Here is a 26718-nt window from a genome sequence, read left to right as displayed (position 1 = left end):
TTTTCGCCGCCGTGACGGTACCCTGCGCGGTGGCCACGGTGTTCCGCGAAAGGCAATGTGTGTCCCTTTTAACGCATGTTCGCGTTCAGGCGCATGAAGATGTTGGGGCCGTTCGCCAGCGGGACGCGCACGGTGACTCGGTCCACGCCCGGGCCGAAGGCGTCGTTTTCCGTGGTGATCTGGACGCCGTCGACGCCCTGGGTCGCGCGGGTCCATGAGGCCAGCGAGGTGCCGTACTGGGGAAATGGAGCGACGGTCTTCGCGACATCCGCCATGCGGTATTCGAAAATGGCGTGGGTCCCGTCTGTCGTGAGCTTCGGCAGGAGGGTCGCCGCGTTCGTTCCGGCTCCCGAGGGGGCGCCGCCGAGGATGAATTCCATGCTGTTGGGAATTCCATCCTTGTCCGGGTCCGCATGGGCGAGGCGATCGTTTCCGGCGAGGCCCATATAATTGAGCCAGAAGGTATAACTGTTGTCGATGCCCGTGGCGGGTATGATGGCGCCCGACTGCATGGCGGCAGGGACCAGACCGGGGAATTCCAGGAAATCACTGGTGATGACCTGCCGGGTGAATCCCGGACCTTCCCATGCGACGGCCATGTAGTCATCGCCACCGCCTTCCTTGTGAAGGGCCTCGATATAATAACGCTGGCCGGCGGCCAGGGCGATGGATGCCGAGGCCTGGTCGGTGTTGTTCGTCCAGTTCTTGTCGCCCGTCGCATTGGTGGTGAAGGCGATCTTCACCTTGCCCGTCTGGACGGAGCTGGTTGACAGCCAGAGTTCCCCGCCATCGTCGGAGGCGATCCAAAACTGGTAGTTCCCGGTGGCCGGCGCGACCAGATAGCCGCTGACCTTTTGTCCATAGTTGTCCGACTCGTTGAACGGGGTCTCGAAGCTGTCGAGCGTCTTCGTCTGGTTCGGGGTGGCGGGGTAGTTGGCCTTGTTGGTCAGGTCGCTGACGTTGTTGCCGCCGATGCCGGTCCAGATCTGCCGGTTGAGATACGCGGGCGCCGGGATGGTTCCCGGGTATTCAAGGAAGCGTCCGTCGATGATCCGCCTCGAGAATGACGGGCCTTCCCACGCGACGGCCAGGTGGTCATCCCCCATGGCTTCCCTGTGCAGGACCTCGATGTGGTAGCGCTGTCCGGCGACGAGCACGAGCGAGCCGGATTCCTGGCTGGCGAACTGGGTCCAGTTCCGGGCCGTGGTCGCGGTGGTGGTGTAGGCGATCCTCATCCGGTTCGAGGGGTTGGAGTCGGTGGAGATCCAAAGCTCGCTCGCCGCGTCCGAGGCGATCCAGAATTTGTAATTCCCGGTTTCAGGCGGGACGAGCAGGCCGGTGATCCGTTCGCCGAAGAGGTCGCCGAAATTCGAGGGAGACTCGAAGGTGGTCAGAATGCCTCGTGCGGTGGGTTTCACCGAGGCGGAATTGATCGCCGTCGTCAGGCTTGAGATGGTGGTGGTGTTGGAAAGGCCGGTCCAGACCTCCCGTTTGAGACCCGCCCTGCCGGGGATGACCCACGGATTCTCCAGGTGCGTGTTCGCGATGACGCGGCGGGCGAAGGAGGGGCCCTGCCATGCGACGGACGCGTGATCGGTGCCGGTACCTTCCTTGTGGAGGATTTCCATGTAATAGCGTTTGCCCGTCAGGAGGGCGATGGCTCCGGATTTTTGGGACGCCTGTGTTTCCCATGCCCCCTGGCTGACCGAACCGCTTACCGATGCGACCCGCACCCGGTTGGCCGGGTTGTCATCACTGGAGAGCCAGAGCTCGCTGGAGGCATCCGAGGAGATCCAGAACGTGTAACGTCCGTCCTCCGGCGCGACGAGATAGCCGGTGATGCGTTCGCCGAGGTTCTCTCCGGCATCCGAGGGGGCCACAAGCCCCGTGTCTGCCGACAGATTTCCCACGGAGGAGGGCACGGAGGGGAACGTGGAGGCCGCGGTCAGGTCCGTGACATTGTCTCCATTGATGCCGGTCCACACCTCACGTTGGAAAAGCGTGCGATCCGCCGGAGCGGCAGGGTGTTCCAGGCAGTCGTTGGGAATAACCTGCCGCGTGATGCCGGGGCCCTCCCATGCGACCGCCACATGGTCGCCGAAACTTCCGTCCCGGTGGTTCGCCTGGAAATAATAACGTTTTCCCGCGACGAGTTGTTGGACGGTGGATTTTTGCGATGCTGAAACATCCCATGCCTCCTCCGCCGTGTAACCGGTTACCGAAGCGATCGGGGCGAGGTTCGCCGCGGTTTCATCCGTAGACAGAAGCAACTGCCCCTCGTCATCGGAGGCGATCCAGAACGTGTAGGCACCCGTAGCCGGAGGAATGATGAATCCGGTGAGGCGCTCCGAGAAGTTTTCCTCGTTGAGTCCCGAGGTCTTGAGTTTGGAAATGGTGCCCGGGATGCCGCCACCGCTTGAGGTCAGGCGGAAATTCCTGACATTGCCCAGCGCGTTTCCATAGCCGCTGATGCCGGCGGACTGGATGGCCAGCGCGCCGTTATGGGTGTGGGTGCCGAGGGATGCGCCGTTGAACGAGTAGGTCGAAACCCAGTTCGGATTGCGGGTGTCGAGCACGATCCTCAGCATGTCGTAGGTGCCCGGCGGGCTGACGACGGGAGAAAAGGAGAGCTGGTTCGCCGACGCGGAGGAAAAGGCCCGCGCCGTGCCGCCGTCCGAACCGTTCGCCCTCAGCAGGACCCACGCCTGGCCGACGGTGGGGAACAGGGAGGACGGGAGTGTGGTCGAGGGCTGGCTGCTGAAGCCGAGGGCGAACCAATCCGCGCTGCCGGGTGAGTTGGTCGGATCGATCTCCAGGCTGAGCGTGTAAACGTAGCCCGCCTGTGGTGCGAACGGTACCAGCGCGTGGATGTCGCCTGCGGCGGATTTGTTGGCCACGCCATTGTTCCGGTTCCAACCGGTGGATGCGCTCCAGGTGCCGGTCCCTGTTGCCAGGATTTTGCCATTGAGCGCCCCTGTTCCGGTGAATGTCTCGGAGAGGTTCGCGGAAGCGGTCGTCCAGGACGTGGCGGGACTCCATTTGGTCGTGCTCGCGGAGTTGAAGAACTCGCGCTTCACGCCGGGACGGTAGGAGTCGGGATATTCAAGATAGGTCCCGGGGATGACCGCCTGGGCGATGCCGGGGCCCTGCCATGCCACGGAAAGATGGTCCCCGCCTCCGCCTTCCTTCTGGATGGCCTCGATGTAATAGTAATGCCCCGCTTCCAGGGAGATACCCACGGATTGCTGGCCGGCTTGGCCGTTCCACTGGTTCTGGTTCACCGAACCCGTGACCGATCCGATCTTCCGCTTGTTGGCCGGATTGGCGTCGCTGGAAATCCACAGCTCGCCGCCATCATCGGAGGCGATCCAGAACGTGTAGGTGCCGGTGGCGGGAGGGATGAGGAAGCCGCTGAGGCGCTGGCCGTAGCTGTCGCCGAAGCCGGATGGTGCCTGGAAATTCTGGGTATATCCCCGCAGGCTTGGTTTGTGCGGGAAGTAGAGGGAACCGGTGAGTCCCGAGATTTCGTTGTTTCCGGCCAGGTCTGTCCAGACCTCGCGTTTCAGTCCCGCCTTCTGCACCTGCACGGTGATCTGTGCCGTGTCCGACAGGGCGGGGGTTCCGTTGTCCGTCGCGGTGACGGTGAGCACACGGTTGCCGACGGGGAGCCAATCCCCGGTGGTGCCGCGGATGACACCGGTGAGCGGATCGATGGTGAACACTCCGTCGGCATTTCCTCCGGTGATGGTGTAGGTCACCTGAGTGCCGGGGTCCGCCCAGTCCTTCGCCTCGAGTGTGGCCACCAAATTTTCGCGGTTGAAGACGGTCACGGTCCTGTTGTTCAGCACGGGAGCGCCGTGGTTGTAGAACTGCTGGGTGACATTCGGCGCGCCCAGTATTCTCTGGCCGAAGCCGGGGCCGGACCATGCGACGGCGAGATTGTCGCCACCGCCGCCCTCCTTGTTGAGCGCCTCGATGTGGTAGGACCTCCCCGCCACGAGATTGATGGTCGCGGATTTCTGTGTGGTGAAGGTGTTCCATTGGCGGGATCCCGTCGCATTCACGGTGTAGGCGATCCTGACCTTGTTCAGGGGATTGGAATCCGTGGACAGCCAGAGCTCTCCTTCGTCATCGGAGGCGATCCAAAAGGTGTAGCCACCGGTGTCGGGCGCGCGGAGGTAGCCGCTGAGCCTCTGCCCGAAGTTGTCCGCGACGTCGGTCGGGGTTTCGAAAAACGGCTGATACGTCGTGGAGTTCGGGCTGTTCGGGAAGGTCGGCTGCGACCTCAGGTTGGAGAGGGCGGTGCCGCCGATGCCGGTCCATAGCTGGCGTTTCACCGCGAGGGCCTCCACCTCCACGGCGATCTGTGACGAGGTGGTGAGTCCGCCGCTGTCGGTGGCCTGGACGGTGAGGAAATATCTCGGCAGGGTGGCGAAGCTGAGCGGGCCGTTCACGGACAGCACGCCGGTGGTGGCGTTCAAGGCGAAGACGTTTCCGGTGTTTCCTCCGGTGATGGTGTAATTCGCGAGCACCGAGCCGGGTTCGTGGTCGCCCGCTGTCAGCAGGCTGACAGTTGTCCCTACGGTGGCGTCCTCACGAATGCGGTAAGTGCTGCTCGCGATCCATGGCGCGCGGTTCACCCATGTGCCGGGGTATTCCAGATTGGCATTCGGGATGAGGTGGCGTGCCTGTGTCGGCGTCTGCCAGGCTACGGCGAGGTGATCGGCTCCCGTCTGCTCGCGGTGGAGGACTTCCATATAATAGCGCTGCCCGGCGACCAGCGGGATCGCGACGGACTGCTGGGCCGCGTTGGCCGTGAAATTTCCCGGAGCGGTGACGGCGGGAAGGTTGATGATCCTGACCTTGTTCGCGGTGTTTTCGTCGGTGGAAAGCCAGACCTCGCTGTAGTCGTCGGAGCTGATCCAGAAGGTGTGGTTCCCCGTCTCGGTCGGCAGCAGGTAGCCGCTGAGTTTCTGGCCGTAGTTGTCGAGGTCGAGCGTGGTTTGGAACGCCGGGGAGTAGCGCGTCTGGTTCGGGCTGTTGGGATAGGTGCCGAGCGAGGTCATCGGGCCGATGCCGTTTCCTCCGAGGCTGGTCCAGATCTGCTGCTTGAGACCACGCAGCGCGATGACGTTCACCGGGACGACGGTGCTCGTGGGCGAGCCGCCCGCGGTGTAGGCGACGGTGAGGGAAAAGCTGTTGTTGGAGAGCCCGCCCGCGGTTGCGACGGTGACGACGCCGGTGGTGGGGTGGATGGCGAACGCGTTGCCGGTGTTTCCCGAGGTGATCGAGAACGCGGAGCCGGTGCCGGGTGCGACGGTGCCGAGGACCGCGCCTGCCAGGGCGTTCCGGGGAATGGTGAACGCCCATCCCGCCGTGGGAACGGTACCGGTGATGGTATAGGCTCCGAGCGAACCGTAGTCGCCGTAACCATTCGTGGTCCATGTCGCGTTCCCCACTCCGTCCACGGTGACGGTGTAGCTGCCCGCCGGGATGGATTGGGAAAGCGTCGCGCTGAGTTGGTTTGCCGGACCGGCGGTGGCGACGAGCGTGCCGGCGGAGTTGTAGAGCTTCGCGGAGATGTCGAGGTTCGGGCTGTTCACCGCCGGGTTGAACTGGAGGGTCAGCGCGCCTCCGCTGGTGGTGAAGGTGAATGCGTCCACATCCTCCGGGCTGTCGATGACGCCGCTGTTCGACACGGCCCCCGAGGTTCCGAGTCTGAGCGCGGTCGCCTGCGCGGTGGTGGGGCCGTGATCGTCCGGGATGAGCGGGACATTGGAGCCCATGACCGCGAGATCGTCCTGGCCTTGGTCGGCGAAGGGATATTCCCCCTTGCTCCACTGTGCGACATTGGCGCCATAGGGAGCGCCCATGATGGGACCCCAGCTCGCCGTCCCGCTGCCATGGCCGCCGAAGTAACCTTGTGCCGGGATGTCCCCGCGTTTCACGAGGCCGTCATGATGGAGGCCGAGCGTATGCCCGACCTCGTGGGAAATGGCGTCCGATCCGGCCTTTCCATCCATGAACACCCAGCAACAGGTGTCTCCGGACTGCAGGAACGTCCCGCCGAACGCGATGCCTCCGGAACCCGGGGCGAAGTTGTCCGGGGTGATGATGCAGCGCATGCGTCTCCCTTGCGGCGCGCGGAGATAGGCCTGGAGATCCGTGGTGACATTCACCTCGTAGGGAGAGAAATCCTCCGCCACCCGCCGCCACATGTCGGTGACGGAAGAGGCGGACATGTTGTAGGCGGAAGCGATGATGCGTCTTCCGCCTTCCCAACTCTGGCCCTCGATGACCTCTCCGTCGAAGTCCAGATAGATCGTCGCCGTCGCGCGGGGCAGGTTGTGGAGGATGGGGATGGCTTCGTAAAGGATGCCCACCGAGCGGCCTTCGTTGTAGATCGCCGCCTTCTGCGGGTCCCGGGGACCGGACTGGGCGAGTGGTTTGAAATTGGGGTCCGGTTCGCAGATGACCTCGCCGCGCGGGCGGCTCGCGACCTCCAGCCCCGCTCCGACCTGGCCGGAATAGACGTAAGCGATCTTCCCGGTCCTGGGCAGGATGAATCCCCGATAATATCCCGGCTCCCGCGCGATTTCGAAAATCCCGCTGCCGTCCGCCAGCGTGCCACCGGCCGCTGTCGCGGCGTTCGGGTGGGTTTTCACGTAGTTCAACCTGCCTTCGATGTGCCCGCCATCGGGCAGGGGAAGGGAAACGGTGCCGCCTTCCGTCAGGTTTCCGATGTCATCAAAAACGGCATGGGCTCCCGCTGGGGCAGGATGGGGAGGCGTGACGGCCGGGACCTGTTCTTCCGGTATTTCATGGCCGGGGGCGACTGCCTTTGCGACGGAGGGCCGGATTGGCTCTGAGCCTTGCGGCAAAAGCCAGAGCGCGGTCACACCTGCGCACGAGAGTGCTGCTGCCAAAAGGGCGGGGGATTTTTTCATGGGTTGGAGAACGGGTCGGAACGCCGGGTGAGCGCACGAGGGTGCAGCATACCACAAACGAACCGCTCCGCCGACGAAATCAGCTTCCCCGTTCGTGCCAAAAAGTCACCGGAATGCGCCAGCCGATGAGAGATGGAACCGGCGGTTGGCTTTCCCGCCATAGGAATGGGAACGGACACGGGGTCGTTTTCTCCAGCCGAAGATGGATGGTGATGACTGGATGTTGAATCGATTTTTTATTTAAAATTCTTGTTTCCAATATGTTGTGATGTGTTTTCGTTCTTCTTAAATGCAGCGCCCCCGCCGTCGGAACCAGACGGAACAAATCTCCCTTGAACCCCGGGCCATCCCGCAGGAGACTGCGTCCGTCCATGGCCACCGCAACCCCACCCATTTCCGCGCTCCCTGATTCCACCGGCCACTTCGGCCAGTTCGGCGGGATGTTTGTCCCGGAAACCCTGATGGCTCCGCTGCAGGAGCTGTCCACCGCCTACGACTCCGCGAAGGCGGACCCAGCGTTCCAGGCGGAACTCGACGACCTGCTTCACAACTATGTGGGGCGTCCGACACCTCTCTATTTCGCGGAACGTTGGACGGAGAAACTCGGTGGCGCGAAAATCTATCTCAAGCGCGAGGACCTTCTCCACACGGGGGCGCACAAGATCAACAATGCCATCGGCCAGATCCTGCTGGCCAAGAGGCTCGGGAAAAAACGCATCATCGCGGAAACCGGCGCGGGCCAGCACGGCGTCGCCACGGCCACCGTCTGCGCGCGCTTCGGCATGGAATGCGTCGTCTACATGGGTGCGGTGGATATGGAGCGCCAGGCGCTGAACGTCGCCCGCATGCGCCTGATGGGTGCGGAGGTCCGTGCCGTCACGGCCGGCCAGGCGACCTTGAAGGAAGCGGTGAACGAAGCCATGCGCGACTGGGTCGCCACGGTGGACCACACCCACTACATCCTCGGTTCCGCGCTTGGATCACATCCGTTCCCGATGATCGTGCGGGATTTCCACCGTGTCATCGGCATCGAGGCGCGCCGCCAGATTTTGGAAAAGGAAGGCCGCCTGCCGGACCTGCTGGTCGCCTGTGTCGGCGGCGGATCCAACGCGATCGGCCTGTTCCATCCGTTCCTGAATGACGGGGACGTCCGCATGGTGGGCGTGGAGGCCGGTGGCGACGGTATCTTCCCCGAGCGCCACGCCGCCCGTTTCCAAGGTGGAAAACTCGGCGTGCTGCAAGGGACGAAAACCTGGTTGCTCGCGAATGCGGACGGCCAGATCGAGCTCACGCACTCCATTTCCGCCGGACTGGACTATGCCGCCGTCGGACCGGAACACGCGTATCTCCAGGACATCGGCCGTGTGGAATACACCTACGCCACCGACAACGAGGCGCTCGCCGCTTTCAAGGAGCTTGCCTATTGCGAGGGGATCCTGCCCGCGTTGGAAAGCTCGCATGCCATGGCTTACGTCTCGAAGATCGCCGGGAGCCTGCCGAAGTCCTCGATCCTCATCGCGAACCTCTCGGGCCGCGGGGACAAGGATGTCGAACAGGCATCGAAATTCCTGCTTCCTCCGGCCTAACAAACTGGTGGATTGACGAGGCGGGTCGATTCACCAGATATTCGGCCCAGATGAAATCGATCGTTCCCGCGGTGATCGCCGTGCTCTCGGCTCACGTGGCCCATGCCGCCTCCCTCATCAGCCTGGAGTTTTCCGGGCCGATGACTCCGATCCAACAGCAGACCTTCGTCGATGCCGCGGATTTCTGGAACTCCGTCATCCTCGGATACGACCTCGTCAGCGACGCGAACGGGAGCCCAACCCCGCATTCGCTGACGGTCTCCGTTTCCATTCCCTTCATCGACGGCTCGGGCGGAGTGCTCGGCAGCGCTGGACCGGAAAATCTCGCGTACTACGACAACGATCCTTTTTCACCGAATCCCACCGTCGCTCTCTATTACGCGGCGACCGGATCGATGTCGTTCGATTCCGCCGATGTCGCCGGCATGGTGGCGGACAGCACCTTCTACGGCGTCGTCCTGCATGAAATGGCGCATGTCCTCGGAATCGGCACGTTGTGGACCTTCAACAACAACGTCAACGGCACGTCTTACGAACTCTACGCCGACGGCAGCGGCCAATACACCGGGCCGAACGCCCTGGCCCGGTGGCAGAGCGAGTTCAACCAGCCATCCGCCACCTATGTGCCGGTCGAGCTGGGTGGCGGCCCCGGAACCGCCAACGGCCATTGGAACGAAAACAACAGCGGAGTCGGCAACACCGGTTTCGTCAGCAACCTGACGGGGATGGATCTTTCCAACGAGCTGATGACCGGCTGGGCCTCGAACACCTTTTTCATCAGTGAGATGACCTTGGGCGCGCTCGATGACCTCGGGTATATCGTGGACTACTCCAAGGCCGGGGTCGTGGACCACATCGTGGTGCCGGAACTGACGAGTTTGGTGCTTTGCCTGGGAGCGGTTCCTCTGATGATGGGTCGGAGGAGACCGGGGCGGTGCCGCCGCGCGTGAAAGTCGCGGAACCGGAGAGGCCGGAGGCCGCTTCGCATGGAGCGGGTGCGGGAGCCGGGCTGCGGGATCGTGCCGGGCCGGGCTCATTACTTTTCTGAAAAAACCTGTCTTGGGAGAGTCAGGCGGGGGACGTATGTAGGTAGAAATTCCAATGTCCCAGCACTCTGAACCAGACGACAGCACCTTGCTGAATGACTTCCGCGACACGCGGAACGACGCCGCCTTCACGGAAATCGTCCGACGGCATCTGCCATTGGTCTTTCATGTCGCGCTCCGACGCCTGGGGACCACCGCGCTGGCGGAGGAAGCGGCTCAGCACGCCTTCGCCCGGCTCGCGGCCAAGGTGGCCTCGGTCTGCCACCACCCCGAGCGGTTGCGGGCATGGCTTCACCGCACCGCCTATTTTGAAGCCAGCACCCTTGCCCGCAAGGAAACCCGGCTTTCCCGCCTGCCCATCACCCCCCGGTCCGACCCGCCATCGATGGATCGTCCGGAAATCTATGACCGGTTGGATGAGGCTCTTGGGAAGCTCCCCGAACTCGACCGCGAACTTGTCCTCCGCCACTGTTGCGGCGGAGAGGACTACCGGCGGATGGCGGCGGCGGTCGGGAAATCCGAGGCCGCCTGCCAGAAGCGTGTGGAGAGGGCGCTCGCCCGCCTCGGACAGGGACTCGGTGGAACGAGGACGGCCGGCATCGTGTTCGCCGCCTTCGCCGCGACGAATGGAAAAAGCCAGGCGATGCCCGCTGCGGAACGTGTCGCCGCGGCAGCGTTGAAATATCACTCCACCACCGGCGGTGCCACCGGTGCCATTTCCGGGATTCAGTTCGCCGCCTGCGCGACCCTCGCCCTGGCAGGTGCTGTCGCGGGCTGGCCAAGGTATGAACCACCTCCGCCGCCGCCCGCCGAAGTGAGATCTTTCGCCGCCAGATCCAGGGAGGCCGTGCGGAAAACGGCGGCGGACTCCGACGGACCCGCGTTCGGACCTCATCCAGCAGGAATCTCCCGCTCGCTGGTGGATGTGCTGGAATCCATCCAGGCGGGCCAGCTCGCCCCCCTGATCGAATTTCTCCCCCACGCCACCGTTGCGGATCTCCGGGCGATCATGGCGGAAGATGACCTCCGCGATCTGTCCGAAGGATCGGGCACCTTCGGCACCGCGCACGGGCTGGCCGCGCTGCGCTGGGTGGAAATGGATCCTGTGAACGCGTTCGAGTACGGGGTTTCCCGTTCGGACCGGCTCGCCACCCGGATGCTTGAGCGATGGATGACGATGGACGGGGCGGCGGCTGAGGTGGCTTTCCGAAGCTTGTCGGCGGATACACGGCAGTTGCTGGCGAGAAACATGGTGACGCAGAACAACCGGATCGCCGATGCGCTTGCGGCGGCGGATACGGCCATCGCCTGGACTGTGACGGAGGAGCGGATTGTCCGGCCGGACCCGGAGATGGAATTGCAGGGTTACCAACAAACGGTCGACCGGCTTTTTTCCCCCACCCATCGTGAGGAGCCGATGGAGCCGGAGGCCGGAGAAATAGGGTTCGCCTTTCACCGCCTGGCGGAGATGAACCCGGAAGCCGCCATCGCCCAAGCAAAACTCCTGCCCTGGCCCGGGCTGAAAATCAGCGTGCTTGCCAGGCTCTCGGAACATTTCGACGTCGCATCCGCCGATCTGCCCGCGGGGCCGTTGCGTGCGAAAGCCCTCGCACGTGAGACCCGGGAACTTATGGCGGGCGACGAGGCGGCGGCCGTCCGGAGCCTGCGCGAGGCTTCTCCGGGAGCGGAGCGGGATGCCATCTACCAGGTCGTCGCAAACGGCCTCTCAGGTGGCGATCCGTGGAGGTTGCTGGATCTCGTCAGTTCGCTTCCAGGAAGGTTGAAGAGCGGCTACTGGACTGGCTCGGATCCCCTGGATTGTGTTTTGATCCAGGCGGGGAAAGAGAATCCGAAACGGGCCCTGGGTTATCTTTCCGCGATCTGTACCCGTGTCTCCAGGTATGGAGGACCGCAGGAGTATGCGAAAAAAATCGTCTGCGGATGGCTTCAGAAAGACCCGGCCGCAGCCATCACCTGGGCGGGAGAAGCGGGAATGGGCCTCGGTCACGAAGAACTTGGCACGACGAAAATCCAGCCGGAGATCATCGCCGGTCTCCTGGCGAACGAAAATCCCTCGGTCAGCGGGATCGCCCGATTCGCCCTCGGTCCGATTTTCGAGGATAGTCTGGCCAACGGCACCGTCCGGGAATTGATCCGGAAAATCCCCCAAGCGGAAGCGGACCGTAGCCTCCGGCACTGTGCGATGGCAACGGTCGGCAAGGGCGGTTACGAGAGGGCGATGGAGATTGCCGCCGAGGCCTCTCCCACCGCCCGTCAGAACGAGATTTTGCCGGCGATCGCACGGTCGGTGTGGCGGAAGGATCCGGAGTCGGGATTGAAATGGCTCCAATCCCTCGCTCCCGAAGATCAATCCGCGATCCTCCACGGGATGGAGCACTATCTGGGTGCGAATCCGTCCAATGACTCGGATCAGTTCCGTGAAGCCCTTCAACAGCTCAAGCCATGAAACGCCTCCGATCCTTCCTTATTCCGGTCTTTTGCTTCTCCGCCGCATGGGCCGTCTCCTCCTGGGTGGGCAAACACGGCGGACCGTCTGCCACCGGAGAATCCCCGGACCACCACGGCTCATCCGCCAGACGGACGCCCGGTGGGTTCCGCAAGATATCCGCCGAAAAGCTTGCGGAAGATTTCCTCGCGCGGCCCACGTCCGAATGGGCGCGGCTTTGGGAGGAATTCGCGGTCCAGGCCGACGCGGACGATCTCCAGAAAATTTCACGGCTCCCGCCTCCGGGTGCTTTCCCCCATCACGCGGTTGTCCGGGAGCTGCTGCAATCACTCGCCTGTGAGGCGCTCGCCGTCCGTGGCGGGCATCCTGTCATTCTGACACCGGGTGCTTTCTCCGCCCTGGCGGAACGCGACCCGGAGGCCGCCTGGCGGAGCATTGAAGGAAACAACAGGAGCGACTTCGCCAGCGCGGCGCTGCGCATCCTCGCGGGAAAAGATCCGGCGGAAACCCTGCGCCGCTTTCAAGGCATGCCGGAAAGCGGCACGGCACCGCCGGAAGAAACGCACCGTCGTGAACGGACTTATTCCACGCCCTTGGGTTCCATCTTCGGTGCTTGGGCGAGGAGGGATCCCACCGCCGCGGCAGCAGCCCTCAAGGATCTGCCTCCGAATGTCCGGGAGGCGATGAAGCATCAGGTGGCGACTGTCTGGGCATTCCAGGACGGCCCCGCCGCGATCCGCTACCTGCTGGATTCCGATCAGGCGAATGGAAACATTCTGAGGGCGTCGTTCCGCACCCACCCCGGGGAAACCGCAGGCCTGATGGACGCGAACGCGACCCTCCGCAAGGCCATGGAGAAAGAATCCGGTCTGTATGCCGCGCTGGGGCCATGGGCTGAGGCGGATCCCGATCGGGTGACAACCTGGTTGCTGGAATCGTCGGGAGATGCGGGCCAGCTTGCGGTCTATCTGTATTTCTGCATTGGGGGAAATGTCGGATCCGCCGGACGGATCATCCGCGGGCTTGCCGCCGCCGGTGTGGCGGTGAAGCCCTCCCAGTTGAGAGGCATTTATCGGCAATATCCCGCAAGCGCGCTTTCCCTGGCGGATGAGCTGGGTATCGACCTGTCGGCTGATCCGCAGATCCGGCAAAATCAGATTCTCAACGAACCCGAAGTCTCATGCGAGCGGTGGCTCACGGCATTGCGCGACGAACAGGGTGATCCTGAAAAAGCGTTGGCGTCGCTGGGCTGGAAGAAGGAAACGGCCACGGAACTCGCCGCACGCGCCGCGCGAGTTTTTCCGGAAAAAGCCGCCGCGCTTGCCAAGGCCCTGCCCGCCTCGGCTCTGGACACGACGAATCTCTGGCGAGGAAACAACAAGGACATCGCCCGCTATTGGCCGGAGCTTGCCCCGTTCCTCGACTACCCCGTGTCTCCAGGCGACACACCGGCATTTCAGGAAACCCCGTTTCATATCGATCCTGTCGCCGCGGCGGATGGCTTGCTCCAGGGGCCCCTCTCCGACGGTGATGTCAGGAAAATCATCGGTCTGTTGGGCGAATACGATCCCGCCGCCGCCCGCTCGTGGGTGGCCCGCCTGCCTGATCCCGGGCTCCGCCAGTCGGGCGGACTGGCGCTCGCGACAATCGAAGCATCCACCGATCCGGCGGCGGCATTGGACTTTCTGACACGAAACTCCATCAACAACGGCAGGTCGGAGACGATCTGGGAAACCAGCCTCACCCGCCTCCTCGTCACAGGTGGCGATTGGAAGGGCTGGCTCGATAAAATGCCCGGAGGCAATCTCGACAGGCTCCGCCATGTTCTCGCCACCCAGTCGCAGGTGCTGGAATCCGCCCGCAGGACCGCCGGCGAGTGACGGGTGACAGGTGCCGCATCTCCCCGGTGGCGCGTTGGGGAAAGAGCGTTTCATCACAAAAAAACGGCCTCCCCGTCATCCGGAGAGGCCGTTGGTGATTCGGAGCAGGCAGCCTTATTTCACTTCGAAGCGGAAGAACTTGCTTCCACCGGCGTCGATGGTGAGACGCCAGACGTAGAACATGGCGTCGTTGGTGATACCGACGTTATTGATGTCCTTGCTGGCGCGACCGTCGATGGGAGTGTTGTTGGGACCGGTCATGAACTTGCCGGATGCGTCGAGCATCCTCACATTTGGCGATTGGAAGTCGTTGTCATTTCCGACGAAGAGGAAGAAGTCGTTCTGCTGCTCCGTGGACAAGTCAGGCACAAGGGCCATGCCTTCGATTTTCTCGTTGAGCGTGTTGGCGTTCGCGGGGATCGTCGTATTCAGGCCGAACTTGCCGAGATCGTCCTGTTGGAGCATGTTGATGACTTCCGCAGTGGCGGCGGCCTTGATCTCAGGGCGAAGCACTCCAGGGGTGATGGTGATCTGATCGGTGGGGCCGTCGTATTGGCCGAGGATGTTGCTCGCGGAGGCGAAATCAACAAGCTGGACCGATTTGAACGTGATCGCCGTGGAGTTCAGCTTGCCCAAACCATTGCCGTCGCGCGGCAGCATCAGGAACGAGCTGTTGCCGAGGGCGACGATTTCGGACTGGGCGGCGGTGCCGTTCAGCGCGGAGGGAGCGGCATTCGGGTCCAGGTCGATCTGCGGCAGTTTCACCACATATTCGCCGATGAGGACCGGGGCTTCCCGTTTCTCTCCGGCGATGTCGTAGACGAACAGGCGGGCGTTGTTCCGTGTCTGCTGCTTGGTACCGTCCGTGTCCTGAACGGTCGCGCTCTGGAGCAGGGCGAAGAGGCGGGTGCCGTCCGGAGTGACGGACATGCCTTCGAGGCCTTGGTTGTTCCGGCGTCCCGTGGTCGGCGGGTTGACGGAGTCAAAGTTCGGCGTGTTCGCGGGGCGGTAAGGGCGGGCGGCTTCCGGAAGTTGCGTGATCCCGACGATCTGCTTCGCGGCGTTGAACCGGGCGATGTAGGTGCCGTACTCATCCGAGACAAAACCGGAACCATCACCGAAGAGATAGATGGCTTCAGCATCGAAACTGAGCAAGTTCAGCAGAGGGCCTCCCTCACCATTCGCGGCGGTGACGGTGCCGACGGTTTGACCGCCGAACAGCGTGGAGTTTCCTGTAGGATTCAGGCCGCTGGTGAATTTCTCCACCCCTCCGTCCAGATAAGTGAACCTGGTGGAGTCCAGATAGGTCATGGAAACCTGGTTCTGCGAAACCGGACCGGCACCGTAGTAGGGGGTGAAGGTGAAACCGACCTCATGCAGGCGGGCAGCGTAGTTCGAAATTCCGTCGCCATAGCCACGGTCCGGCAGGACATTGAGTTTCCCGCTGAACTGGCTGCCGTTCCATGCCCAGTCGCTGATGACGACGCCGGAGGAGGCGCCCTGCGTCTCACCGAACTTGTCCTCGCTGTTTCCGGTGAGGCGGCCGACACCGACGAGACCCTCGTTCACGATGCGGACTCCACCGAGCGACGCTCCGACCGGATCGGAAGTGTTTGGCGAGAGGTGGACACCCGCAGTGCCGGGAGCGGAAGGGCCGGTGCCGGGCAATGCGTAGGTGACGGCTGTTTCGTCGCCGGTGGCGATGGACGAGGCCACCGTGTAATCGAGGCCCGTGAGAGCGGGCGTCCAGGTTTTCAGATCGCCCGAAACCATCAGCTCGCCATTCACCGCGCCGGTGTTGGTGAGGTGGGTGAAGTCGAGCTGCAAGGCACCGTTTGAGGAAACGAGGCTTGGCAGATTTCCTGAAGGCGTTCCGCTGTTGGGGTTTTCGTTGAAGAAGAACTCCGCACCGTCGGAGACGCCGTCACCATCGGTATCCGCGCCGAATCCGAACGAAGACAAGCCTTTGGCGGCGAGCCATGAGGAAAACCCTTGGTTGCCACCGGCTGCCGCGGATCCTGGAGAACCGACCTCAGCCGCGCTGCTCGCGGCGATGAAGGCTCCGTTGATCCCGGGAACGCTTCTGTGCGCAACCGCTCCGGCATCGGCCGCGGCGGTGTTGTCGAACGTGCCGAACGGTGCGGCGGACGGGGCGATTCCGAAGGTGACCTTCGCGCGACGCGTGCCGTTGCTGTCGAAGAGGTTCACCGCGTCGCCGCCGGTGCCGAGTCCGAGACCGTCGCCGCTGTAGTTGCCGACCTGAAGGCCGGCTGGCGGATTCGCGCCGAACCAGTTGCTCAGGAAGGCGGTGCGGGCGGTTTCCAAGTTGGCGGTCTCAATATAGATGGCCGATTCGCCGGGAGCGATGGACGGGACGCCGACAAGCGGCGCGGCTCCCGCAATGGACTCCGAAACATCATCGACCTTCCAGCCGGTCATGTTGACCGCGCGGGCTCCCACGTTGGTTACCTCGAACCAGTCCGCCCTGATCGGGCTGTTTCCGCTGCTCCATGGGGCGACTTCGGTGATGCGCAGGACGCCCGGCGCCGAGTAGCCCGGTGACCCGATCTCAGCGGAGTTCGGAGCAAGGACGGCACCGTGGACACCGACCTGGTTGAGCAGCGAGATGGCACCGTTGTTGATCGCCACCGTATTGTCGAAGCTCTGGTATGGCGAGGTGCTGTCGGAAGCGCCGAAGGTGACACCGGCCTGACGGACGCCGCTGGCGTTGAAGACGTTCACCGCATCACCACCCGTGCTCAGTCCAAGACCACTTGCATTCGCATAGCCGATCTTGAAACCGGCCGGCGCGGTTCCATCGAACCAGGTTTCGATGAAGGACTCCGACTTTGCTGCGAATTCACCCGCGCCCACTTCCAGCAGGAAAATCACCGACTCGTTCGGAGCGATGGTGGTCACCCCGCTCAAGACACCGCCGGATCCGGCGGAGTTGGAGCTGTCGTCCACTTTCCAGCCGGTGATATCCACGGTATTGCCGCTGATGTTGGTCAGCTCGAACCAGTCGCTCCCCACGGGGCTGTTGCCGCTGGCCCATGCCGAAACCTCCGTGATGGCAAGTGCGGCGGTGACCGGAGTTTCCGTCACCTGGTCGGTCACTGTCAGGGTGAAGTTCACCGAAGCGTCCGGAGTGGAACCCACCGAAGTGTCGTCGACGTTGATGGTGATGGAATAGCTGGCCTTGGTTTCGAAATCAAGGGTGACACCGGCCTTGAGATACAAGGCGTTGCCGGAGATTTCGAAGGCGGCCGCGTCGGCACCGGCGAGGCTCAGCACGTTCGCGCCGAGGCCGTCGTCGGACACCCCGATGTCCCCCAGCTTGACGGGAGAGGCGGTGCTGGAGTTTTCCTGAATGGTGGTGACGGCATTGTTGACCGCCACCGCTGTCGGGGCCGTGTTCTGCGCGTTGGTCGGGGAGTAGACCCACAACTGCGGGAAGTTGATGTCTCCACCGCCGTTTTCATTGACGATGTAGATGTTCCCGGCGCGGTCCATGGTGATGCCCTCGTGCTGCATGTTGGGCGAGCTGGCGATGTCACCGGGATCCGCGGTGATGTTGAGCGAACTGCTGACGACCCCGCTGCGGCTGACGTTGAGGATGCGGGCGTTTTCCTGGCCGAGGATGAGCATGTTCGCCTCCTGCGGCGTTCCCGCCATTTCGGGAAGGTTCGAGAAGGTGAAGACATCCGCCACATCGCTCATGCCGAGCAGCGTGGTGTCGAAGAGGTTGGTGGAGTTCGTCGTGGTGGGGGAACCGTTGGACGCGGTTCCGGCATTGAAATCGATGGTGGTTTGGAAAACGCCGATCGGAGACTTTTCCTTGAGGACGATGAAGCCGCCGGTCAGCGGATCCCATGAGAGGCCTTCGGTGCCGGTGTTGTCGTCGAAGGTGCCCAGGTCCACGGTCTTCGCGTTCGCGCGGGTCAGCGTGGTGCCGGCGGCGTAGGTGAACTTCACGAGCTGGCGGTCACGCTCTTCCGAGAGGACGAACTCTCCGTTGCCGATGTAGGTGATGCCTTCCGGATCGTAGAACTCGGTGCCTTGCGGAGCGCCCGACTTGAGATCGAGCGACATGGTGTTGATGAGCGTCCCGGTTTTGGAAACCTGGGTGACCGAGCGGCCGCCGTCACCGGTGATGAAGAGCGTGTCCGTATCCCAGTTGTATGTCACACCGGAAGCCTCCTGGCAGAGGAGGTTGTGGGTGGCCGTGCCCGGTGGCAGGGCGGTGCGGGTCGGCTCCGGCAGGTTGTAACGGCCGGTGCGGACGTAGTTGGCGAGGTTCAGCGTTCCGGCGGCGGTTTCATCATTCATGATGGTGCCGGTTCCTTCGGCGGTGCCGAGGACGGTGGCACCGGTGGTGTTCACGACGCCCGACAGGGTGACGACCACCGTTTCATTCTCTTCCATGGTGGTGTCCCCGTGAACCAGAATGTTGATCGGAAGCGTGGCCGGGCCGTTGGCCGCGAAGGTCAGGGTTCCGGAAACGAGGGTGTAGTCCGTGCCCGATTCAGCGGTGCCGCCGGTGACGGCGTAATTCACGGTGAAGGCGGTGGAGATGTCCGTGCGGGTGACGTTGAGGACGAGGTTGGAGTCTCCGGTGTTCCCTTCCGCAGCGGAGGAACTGGCGATGCTGACGGTGGGAGCTCCCGGGAGGGTGTTGCCGGGGGAGCCGGAATCGGTGCCGACCGCCGCCTTGAAGGTGCCGTGGTTGCTGCCGGTTGCGGCGGCGTAGCGTGGCGCGGCCTTGCCGGAACCCGGCACCCATACGAGCGCCTGGCTCGCATCGGTCCCGCCCGCGGCGATACCGGCATGATCATTGATGGACGGGTTTCCGTCCTCGCGGGTGAAGCCTCCCGCCGCATAGCTGAAGAAGAACAGTTCGTTCTGCTGGGCATCGAAGAACGAGATCCCGTCGCCCTTGCCAAGGCCCGGTGCGCCTGTGGATTGGAATACCTGCACGGTGTTCGGGATGTTCCACCAGGTGCGGAAGTCCGCCGCCGGCATGGTGGTGAAGATCACCGATTCGCCGGGTGCGATCGTGGTGCCGGAAGGAAGTTTGTAAACGGCGGCGGAGGCGCCCGAGCGGCCGCTGTCATGCCAGCTGTAGCCGCTGATGTCGCGGGTGGCCGAGCCGGTGTTCGTCAGCTCCCAGTAGTCGTTCGAGTTTGCCGGACTGCCGGTGGACTGGTTCGACTGCAGCTCGGTCAGCAGGAAATCGGTGTCCGCCACGTCGCCGTCGTCCGTGACCGTGAGGGCGATGGTGCCGGATGTAGCCTCCACAGCGGCCGCGGTGATGGTCGCGGTTTTCGTTCCATCCGGGAACGTGTCGTTCACCGCGGTGATGTCGAAGTTCACCGAGGAGGAACCGGCGGGAATGGTCACCGAGGCGGGCACCGTGGCCTCCGTGGTGTCGCGGCTGGTGAGGTTGACCACCAGGGCGTTGGTGGTGTCGCCTGTCCGTGTCACCGTGCCGACGGACGCCGGATTGGCGGCGTTTTCAGGGAAGGTGGAGAGGGTGGCGTTCAGGGAAAGAGTGACGGAGGGAGCGGTGGCTCCGAAGCCGCTGTAGCCAGGAGAGCCCTTCACGGCGGCATTTGACTGAGCGGCGAAGGTGCCGAAGTTCGAGCCGGTGGCGAAGGTGTAACGCGGCGAGGCGGTGCCTGAGGTCGAATCCCATACCATGGCCTGGGTGGCGAGACCACCGGCGGAGAGCCCGGCGTGGCCGCCGCTGGACGGGCTGCCGTCGATGCGGGTGAAGCCACCGGCGGCGTAGCTGAAGAAGAAGAGTTCGGTGTTGGACGGGCTGAAAAACGCGACGCCGTCGCCACCACCGAAATTAGGACCACCCACGATGACCTGGACGTTGGTGGAAATCCCCCACTGGTTGCGGAAAGTTTCCGCCGTTCCCACGCCTGCACCTGCGAAGACGATCGACTCGCCTGCGGCGATGGTGGTGCCGGAAGGAATGGTGACGGCATCCTTATCCGCAGGGTTTTTGCTGTCATCATCCCACTTGTAACCGCCCAGGTCGACAGCTTCTGTCCCGGTATTGGTAAGTTCCCAGAAATCCCAGAGGCCATCGGACTGGATTTCGGTGACCAACAGCTGCGCCTGGAGGGGAAGCGAGAGCGCTCCGAGCGTGATGAGGGAAGGGAGGAATAGATTTTTACGGGGTTTCATGGTGGTTTTGGTAGGGAAGCCGGAGTTTCGACACCGCATTCCCCTCCACCCGGTTTTTACTGTGACCAATTCGCCTTGTGACGCTTCCGTTAGATATGGTTTCCGGAAATGCGTCAAAACCGTCACCCGACGGATAGGTTGGATGGGTTGCTCCTGCTTTTCCGCAAGTCCGGCACCGGCCCTGACCAAGCGTCCACTTTTCGTTTTTTGAAAATAGCTGTCGTGGGAGCGCCGGTTTCGCGACGTATGTTGGTAGAAAACATCATGTCAGACCATTCCGAATCCGACGACGGCACCTTGCTGAACGATTTCCGCGATACGCGGAACAACGCCGCCTTCACGGAGATCGTCCGGCGGTACCTGCCCCTGGTGTTCCATGTCGCGCTCCGGCGCCTCGGTTCGGCCGCGCTGGCCGAGGAGGCATCCCAACACGCCTTCGCCCGGCTCGCGGCGAAGGCGGGTGTGGTCTCCCGCCATCCCGAGCGGCTGCGGGCATGGCTGCACCGCACCGCCTGTTTCGAAGCCTCGGCGCTCGCCCGTAAGGAAACCCGGCTTTCCCGCCTGCCCGTCAAACCCGAACCCGACACCCCGCCGATGCACCGTCCTGAAATCTATGACCGGCTGGACGAAGCTCTCAACAAGCTTCCCGAGCTCGACCGCGAACTCGTTCTACGCCACTGCTGCGGTGGTGAGGACTACCGGCGGATGGCGGCGGCGGTGGGCAAATCCGAGGCCGCCTGCCAGAAACGGGTGGAGCGCGCGCTCGTCCGCCTGGGTCAGGGACTTGGCGGAGCACGGACGGCGGGAGTCATCGCCGCCGCCCTTGCCGCAACGAATGTGAAAAGCCAGGCGATGCCCGCTGCGGAACAGGTCGCTGCCGCAGCGTTGAAATATCAGTCCGCCACCGGTGGCATGGCGGGTGCGTTTTCAGGAATGAAGCTGGGTGCCTGCGCCGTGCTCGTTCTTGCGGGAGGAGCGGCGGGATGGCAGCCGGAAGTGAAGGCGATTTCTCCTCCACCCGAGACGCGCTCCCTCTCCTCGCGTTCGAGGGCGGCGGAGATGAAGATGGTTTCAAAAAACGATGGCGAAGCTCTCGCACCCCGCCCCGCGAGTGTCACGCGCTCGTTGGACGAAGTGTTGGAAACCATCCAGGCCGGACGCTTCGCTCCCTTGGTGGAGTTTCTTCCAACCGCCAAAGTGTCCGACCTGCAGGCCATCATCGACGAGGATGACTATGTGTCCCTTGAAGGTGAAGGAGGGGATCATTTCGGCACCGCACGCAATATGGCCCTGCGGCGTTGGGCGGAAATCGACCCCGAGGGTGCGTTCAGTTTCGCAATCACCCGCGAGCGGAACCGGCGGGGCTTGGGAGACGTGCAGGAGGTTTTCAACGTATGGTGCGCGTCAGACCCTTCCGCCGCGGCGACCGCCTACGGGGCGCTGTCGGTCCGGGACCAGGTCTCGATCATCAGATCGGTGGATGAGCCTGCCGGTGATTTTCTCGCCGCGAGGTTTCCGCGCGTCGCATGGGCCTTGGAGGAACAACGGGGGGAGAATCTTCCGGCATCGCTCGCGGAAGCCGAGCAGGTGCTTGCCATGTTCTTGAACGGGAATTCAAAAACGCCGCCCGCTTACGAGGATGGGGAGAGGATTTCCCGGGCTTTTGAAATCCTCGTGAATCAGGATCCCGCCGCCGCAGCAGCGCGGGCGGAGCTCATCCCGTGGCCGCAACTACGGGCGGAGGTGCTCTCTTTCATTTACAGGAACCATCCACCGAAATCCTCCGGTCTCCCGCCCGGCTTGGTTCGTTTCCGAGCCTTGGAGAACGAGATGGTGGCGCTCATGGGCAGCGACCCGGAGGCGGCCATCCGGAAGTTGCGGTCCGCTCCGCCCGGCCCCGACCGCGAGGCGATTTATCTGGCTGTATCCCGGAGCCTGGCGGGCAGCGATCCATGGCGCTTGATCGATATTGTCAGGTCGCTGGATGGAACCCTGGGCGGAGAATCCTCCGCGGTGGCCTCCGCCCTTTCCTCCGTCGGCAAGGAAGATCCCCAGCGTGCGCTGGACGCGCTGCAGGATATCTCCCTCCGGATTCGCTCACGGGAGGGAAATCTCGGACTCGCGAGGGCGGTTCTCAACTCCTGGTTGGAAAAAGACCCCGTTGCAGCCATCCGATGGGCTGGCGGAGCGGATATCATGCTGGATACGGAAAAAGTCACCGGCGATCCCGCCGCCGTGGTCCCCCTGCTTGAAGACGGCGACCTGGAGGTGCGGCGGATGGCGCTGTGGACTTTGGTGGAAAAGGTCCGGGAGAAGCTGGTCGCTGGCTCGGCGAAGGAGCTGCTGTCGAAAATGCCTCCTTCGTCTGCCGATCAGGTGCTCGGACAACTGGCATTCAACAAATGTCTGGCCGGGGGAGAGTTGGACGAGTCGTTGGAAATCGTTTCGATGGCATCAGCCGCAAAGCGCAGGGAAATGCTGCCTGAACTGGCTTTCCATGCCCTGGGTGCCGACACCGTGAGAGCCATGCCTTCGCTCAAGGCCCTTCCGAAGGAGGATCGGGAGGTGATCGCCGCCGGGATCGAACCCTATTACCAAAATCGACCGGAGGAAGAGGTCCTGAAGATCCGCCAATCCATCAAACAACTCACGCCATGAAAATTTTTCGTCCGCTGCTGATCCCTGCCGCCTGTTTCATCGTCACATGGGGTGTTACTTTTTATCTGTCGAAACACCGTAACGCCCCGCCGGTGGAAGAACCGCCTGTGAGTCACCACCGCGCCAGCCGGCCCTCCCCGGGAACCGACGAACCCCGGCGGCTCACGGTGGCCCAGGTTGAAGAGCAATTCCAGACCCGCCCGACCGGAGAATGGGCTGGCATCTGGCAGGACTTCGCCAGGACGGCGACGGTCAGGGATTTGGAATCCATCACCCCCAAGCACGTGGACAAGGAAGCATGGGTGAGGGTCCGGCGGGACATGCGGAACGTCACGTATCTGCTGGCGACCGAGGAACTGGCGGTGCGGGCGGCCCGGCCCGTGGCCGATGAACCCGGTGCCTATGCAGCCTTCGCTGAAGCGAATCCCGAGGCGGTGTGGAAGAATTTGGAACGCAGGAATCTCGAACCTCTTTCCATCGGTGTCATGCGCACTTTGGCATGGCGTGACCCGGCGGGCACCTTGGAGCGGTTCTCCACCATGCCCGCGCCCGTTCACGCATCCTGCGGCTCGGACGAGGGCGGCATGAAGTCGGGTTCGCCACTCGGTGCGATCCTCTCCTCATGGTCCCGGCGGGATCCTTCCGCCGCCGCTGGCGCGGTGATGAAGCTCGCGCCCTCCGAGCGTCTCAAGGTCGCTGGCGGAGTTGCGGAGGTCTGGGCCTGCCGCGACGCGCCCTCCGCCATTGGCTTCATCACGGATTTCCTCGATCCCGGAGCGGAGAATCATTACGAGCTCCGGTTGGAGAGCATCCTCCGGATCGGTCTCAACCGGAACCCGGCAGGAACAGCGAAGGTCATCGCCGCGAACCCCGAATTGCGCCGGGTGATGACTAATACGGATTTCACCAGAGTCCTGAGGCTCTGGCAGCTTGCCGACCCGGAAACCGCGATGGCATGGGCGATGGAGACGGACGAGGAGGGTGCCAATCACGCGGAGATGCTCTTTCATTCCATCAAGCACGAGCCCGAGGAGGCCAGACGTTTCATCCGCAAGCAGGCTGCCATCGATCCGGAGTCCGCCGCGACCTTCCTCCGGTCGCTACATGCAATCAACCCTGAGGGGAGCGAAACCCTGGCTGCGGAACTCGCCCTTCCTTTGCCGGAAGGCAGGGCGTCGGAATCGGTGACACCCTACGGCGATGATCCGGCGGCCGCTTGTGACTTATGGTTGGCGGAACTGCGGCGGCACCAGGATCCCCGGGAAGCCCTGGACGCGCTCGGGTGGGGGCGGTTCCCGCTCGTCAGTCTCGCAGAACGAGCGGTACGTTTTTTTCCTGAGAAAGCGGCGGCTCTGGCAAAACTCGTCCCCGCCTCATCCTTTGGTGCCATTTATCCGCCCCACCTCAGGTTCGGGAACCGGGTGGTGGGGAATCTCCAACGCTACTGGCCGGATCTCGAAGTCCTCACGGAGCCTGTGCGGTCGACCGATCCGACATCGCCGGGTTCGAGGATCTTTCAAAAAGAGTTCGAAATCGATCCCGCCGCGGCTGCCGGAAGATTGTTGGATAAGCCGGTCTCGACGGATGACGCCGTGGGCGTGATCCGGTTATGGGCACCCTATGATCCTGCCGCGAGCCAAGTCTGGCTGACGCGCTTGCCCGAGGGCGAGGCCCGGAAAATGGCGGAACTGGAACTGCTGAGCATCCAGGGCGGTTCCGACCCGGTGAAGGTGTTGGAGTTTCTCGCCACAGCCAACCTGCCCGTTCAAAAAACCAGGCAGATCAAGACATCGTGCCTGATCCGCCTCGCCCAAACCGGAGGGGATTGGAAAAGCTGGCTCGAACGGTTGCCCGGAACTTCCTACGACCAGCTTTTTCAAGGTGACTTTGACAAGGAGACAAAGGTGCTGGATATGTTGCGCCGGAATGCCAAATAGAGGGAGGCCGATGTATTTTCACGCCACCTGCACCTGCTTGTCCACGTCCTCGCGCAGGTTCTCGATGATGTAGTCCTGCCGGTCCGGGGTGTTCTTGCCCATGTAGAAGGCGAGCAGCTCCTTCACTCCCTTGCCTTCCTCATACTCCACGTGGTCCAGGCGCATGTCCGGGCCGATCATGAAGCTGAATTCGTCCGGCGAGATTTCCCCGAGGCCCTTGAAGCGGGTGATCTCGGCGGCTTTGCCGAGTTTCGCCATGGCCTTCTTCCGTTCTTCCTCATCGTAGCAATAGATGGTCTCCTTCTTGTTGCGGACGCGGAAGAGCGGTGTTTGCAGAATATACAAGTGTCCGTCGCGGATCATCTCCGGGAAGAACTGGAGGAAGAACGTGAGCAGCAGCAGGCGGATGTGCATGCCGTCCACATCGGCATCGGTGGCGATGACGACCTTGTTATATCTCAGGTATTCAATGCCATCCTCGATGTTGAGCGCGGCCTGGAGCAGGGCGAACTCCTCGTTTTCATACACGATCTTGCGCGGCAGGCTGTAGGTGTTGAGAGGTTTGCCCCGCAGCGAGAAGACCGCCTGTGTCTCCACGTCGCGGCTTTTCGTGATGGAACCGGAGGCCGAGTCACCCTCGGTGATGAAGAGGGTGGATTCCTCGCGGCGCTTGTGCTTGCTGTCGAAGCGGACGCGGCAGTCGCGGAGCTTCTTGTTGTGGACCTTCGCCTGTTTCGAGCGTTCGCGCGCGAGTTTCTGGATGCCTTTCAGGTCCTTGCGCTCGCGTTCGGCGGAGAGGATGCGCTTCTGGATCGCCTCGGCCACCTGCGGGTGCTTGTGCAGGTAGTTGTCGAGATTCGTCTTGAGGAAGTTCCCGACGAAGGTGCGCAGCGACTCGCCGTCCGGCGAGATGCCGGTGGAGCCGAGCTTGGTCTTGGTCTGGGACTCGAAGACCGGTTCCATGATCCGCACGCAGACGGCGGCCTCGATGCCGGCGCGGATGTCGGACGGCTCGTATTGTTTCTTGTAGAATCCGCGGATGACCGTCACCAGCGCCTCGCGGAAGGCCGCGAGGTGGGTGCCGCCCTGGGACGTGTTCTGTCCGTTGACGAAGGTATAGTATTCCTCCCCGCTCTCCGGAGTGTGGGTGAAGGCGATCTCGATGTCCTTGCCCACGAGGTGGATCGGCGGATAGAGCGCCTCGTTCTCCATTTCCTCCCGCAGCAGGTCGAGCAGGCCGTCCTTCGAGCGGAATTTCCTGCCGTTGAAATTGATGGTGAGCGCCGGGTTCAGGTAGGAGTAGTAGCGGCACATCTTTTCGACGAACGCTTCCTTGAACTTCGCTTTCGCCGGGAAAATCGTGCGGTCCAGTTCGAAGGCGAGGCGGGTGCCGTTCACCCCGTCGTCGCGGCGCGGGTTTTTCATGTCCACCGTGAGCTGGCCCTTGGAGAACTCGAGAGCCTTCGTCTCGCCATCGCGCCACGCCTGGATTTCGAAGAAGGTGGAAAGCGCGTTCACCGCCTTGATGCCGACGCCGTTCAGACCGACGGATTTCTTGAACGCCTCGCTGTCATACTTCGCGCCGGTGTTGATCTGCGCGGCGCAGTCGAAGAGTTTTCCAAGTGGAATCCCACGACCGAAGTCGCGCACCTCCACGCGGCCTTCCTCGTCGATTTCCACGCGCACTTCCTTGCCGAAGCCCATGATGTGCTCGTCGATGGAGTTGTCCACCGCCTCCTTGAGCAGGATGTAGAGACCGTCGTCCGGAGACGAGCCATCACCGAGCTTGCCGATGTACATGCCGGGACGCATGCGGATGTGTTCGCGCCAATCGAGTGATTTGATGTCGTCTTCGGTGTAGTTCGCGGCCATGGATGAAAGTTGCTTCGGGAGTCCTAAACGGTTGCCGGACGGGGTGCAAGGACGGGTGTGACCCGGAATTCCGGGGCGTTTTCCGGCGTACGGATGGATCCGGTGGAATTTCACGTTGCCAGTGAGG

Annotated in this window: 9 protein-coding genes; 6 read left to right on the top strand and 3 right to left on the bottom strand. The window is 62.9% G+C overall.

What is annotated here, in order from left to right; translation table 11 throughout:
- Positions 1–68 precede the first annotated feature (68 nt).
- Positions 69–6947, bottom strand: coding sequence for a PA14 domain-containing protein (locus JIN84_RS06855; protein ID WP_200350289.1), 6879 nt, complete (start codon positions 6945–6947; stop codon positions 69–71).
- A 371-nt stretch (positions 6948–7318) separates the two neighbouring features.
- Between JIN84_RS06855 and trpB the strand changes: the two genes are divergently transcribed.
- From trpB to JIN84_RS06835, 4 genes are all read left to right on the top strand, one after another.
- Positions 7319–8533 carry a tryptophan synthase subunit beta gene (gene trpB / locus JIN84_RS06850; protein WP_200350288.1) on the top strand — a complete coding sequence of 405 codons (1215 nt, stop codon included), beginning with the start codon at positions 7319–7321 and terminating at the stop codon, positions 8531–8533.
- Between the two features lie 50 nt (positions 8534–8583).
- Entirely contained in the window at positions 8584–9483 is a 900-nt protein-coding gene (locus tag JIN84_RS06845; RefSeq protein ID WP_200350287.1) for a leishmanolysin-related zinc metalloendopeptidase, read from the top strand.
- A 151-nt stretch (positions 9484–9634) separates the two neighbouring features.
- The gene (locus JIN84_RS06840) at positions 9635–12046 is read left to right on the top strand and encodes an RNA polymerase sigma factor (RefSeq protein ID WP_200350286.1); all 2412 of its coding nucleotides are present in this window, start codon (positions 9635–9637) and stop codon (positions 12044–12046) included.
- The gene (locus JIN84_RS06835) at positions 12043–13926 is read left to right on the top strand and encodes a hypothetical protein (RefSeq protein ID WP_200350285.1); all 1884 of its coding nucleotides are present in this window, start codon (positions 12043–12045) and stop codon (positions 13924–13926) included. Before JIN84_RS06840 ends, JIN84_RS06835 begins: the two co-directional genes overlap by 4 nt.
- Positions 13927–14040: 114 nt before the next feature.
- On the opposite strand, the gene JIN84_RS06830 is transcribed toward JIN84_RS06835, so the two are convergent.
- Complete coding sequence (locus JIN84_RS06830) at positions 14041–20124, bottom strand: lamin tail domain-containing protein (protein WP_200350284.1); 6084 nt, start codon at positions 20122–20124, stop codon at positions 14041–14043.
- Positions 20125–20388: 264 nt separating this feature from the next.
- Between JIN84_RS06830 and JIN84_RS06825 the strand changes: the two genes are divergently transcribed.
- Together JIN84_RS06825 and JIN84_RS06820 are read left to right on the top strand one after the other, a co-directional pair.
- On the top strand, positions 20389–22782 hold the full coding sequence (locus JIN84_RS06825; RefSeq protein WP_200350283.1) for an RNA polymerase sigma factor: 2394 nt from the start codon (positions 20389–20391) through the stop codon (positions 22780–22782).
- The gene (locus JIN84_RS06820; protein ID WP_200350282.1) at positions 22779–24719 is read left to right on the top strand and encodes a hypothetical protein; all 1941 of its coding nucleotides are present in this window, start codon (positions 22779–22781) and stop codon (positions 24717–24719) included. The genes JIN84_RS06825 and JIN84_RS06820 overlap by 4 nt, the downstream gene beginning before the upstream one ends.
- 18 nt (positions 24720–24737) lie before the next feature.
- Here the strand turns inward: JIN84_RS06820 and JIN84_RS06815 are convergent, their stop codons facing one another.
- Entirely contained in the window at positions 24738–26591 is a 1854-nt protein-coding gene (locus JIN84_RS06815; protein WP_200350281.1) for a DNA topoisomerase IV subunit B, read from the bottom strand.
- Between the last annotated feature and the right edge of the window lie 127 nt (positions 26592–26718).

It is taken from the genome of Luteolibacter yonseiensis (genome assembly GCF_016595465.1).
Lineage (GTDB): Bacteria > Verrucomicrobiota > Verrucomicrobiia > Verrucomicrobiales > Akkermansiaceae > Luteolibacter > Luteolibacter yonseiensis.
Note: the sequence above shows the minus strand (reverse complement) of the source record. Positions and strands in the feature narration are given on the sequence as shown.

Bases quoted from the DNA above. Each gene is read 5' to 3' on its own strand.
- JIN84_RS06835 (WP_200350285.1), top strand. From the start codon at position 12,043: ATGAAACGCCTCCGATCCTTCCTTATTCCGGTCTTTTGCTTCTCCGCC.
- JIN84_RS06815 (WP_200350281.1), bottom strand. From the start codon at position 26,591: ATGGCCGCGAACTACACCGAAGACGACATCAAATCACTCGATTGGCGC.
- JIN84_RS06840 (WP_200350286.1), top strand. From the start codon at position 9,635: ATGTCCCAGCACTCTGAACCAGACGACAGCACCTTGCTGAATGACTTC.
- JIN84_RS06825 (WP_200350283.1), top strand. From the start codon at position 20,389: ATGTCAGACCATTCCGAATCCGACGACGGCACCTTGCTGAACGATTTC.
- JIN84_RS06820 (WP_200350282.1), top strand. From the start codon at position 22,779: ATGAAAATTTTTCGTCCGCTGCTGATCCCTGCCGCCTGTTTCATCGTC.
- JIN84_RS06830 (WP_200350284.1), bottom strand. From the start codon at position 20,124: ATGAAACCCCGTAAAAATCTATTCCTCCCTTCCCTCATCACGCTCGGA.
- JIN84_RS06845 (WP_200350287.1), top strand. From the start codon at position 8,584: ATGAAATCGATCGTTCCCGCGGTGATCGCCGTGCTCTCGGCTCACGTG.
- trpB (WP_200350288.1), top strand. From the start codon at position 7,319: ATGGCCACCGCAACCCCACCCATTTCCGCGCTCCCTGATTCCACCGGC.
- JIN84_RS06855 (WP_200350289.1), bottom strand. From the start codon at position 6,947: ATGAAAAAATCCCCCGCCCTTTTGGCAGCAGCACTCTCGTGCGCAGGT.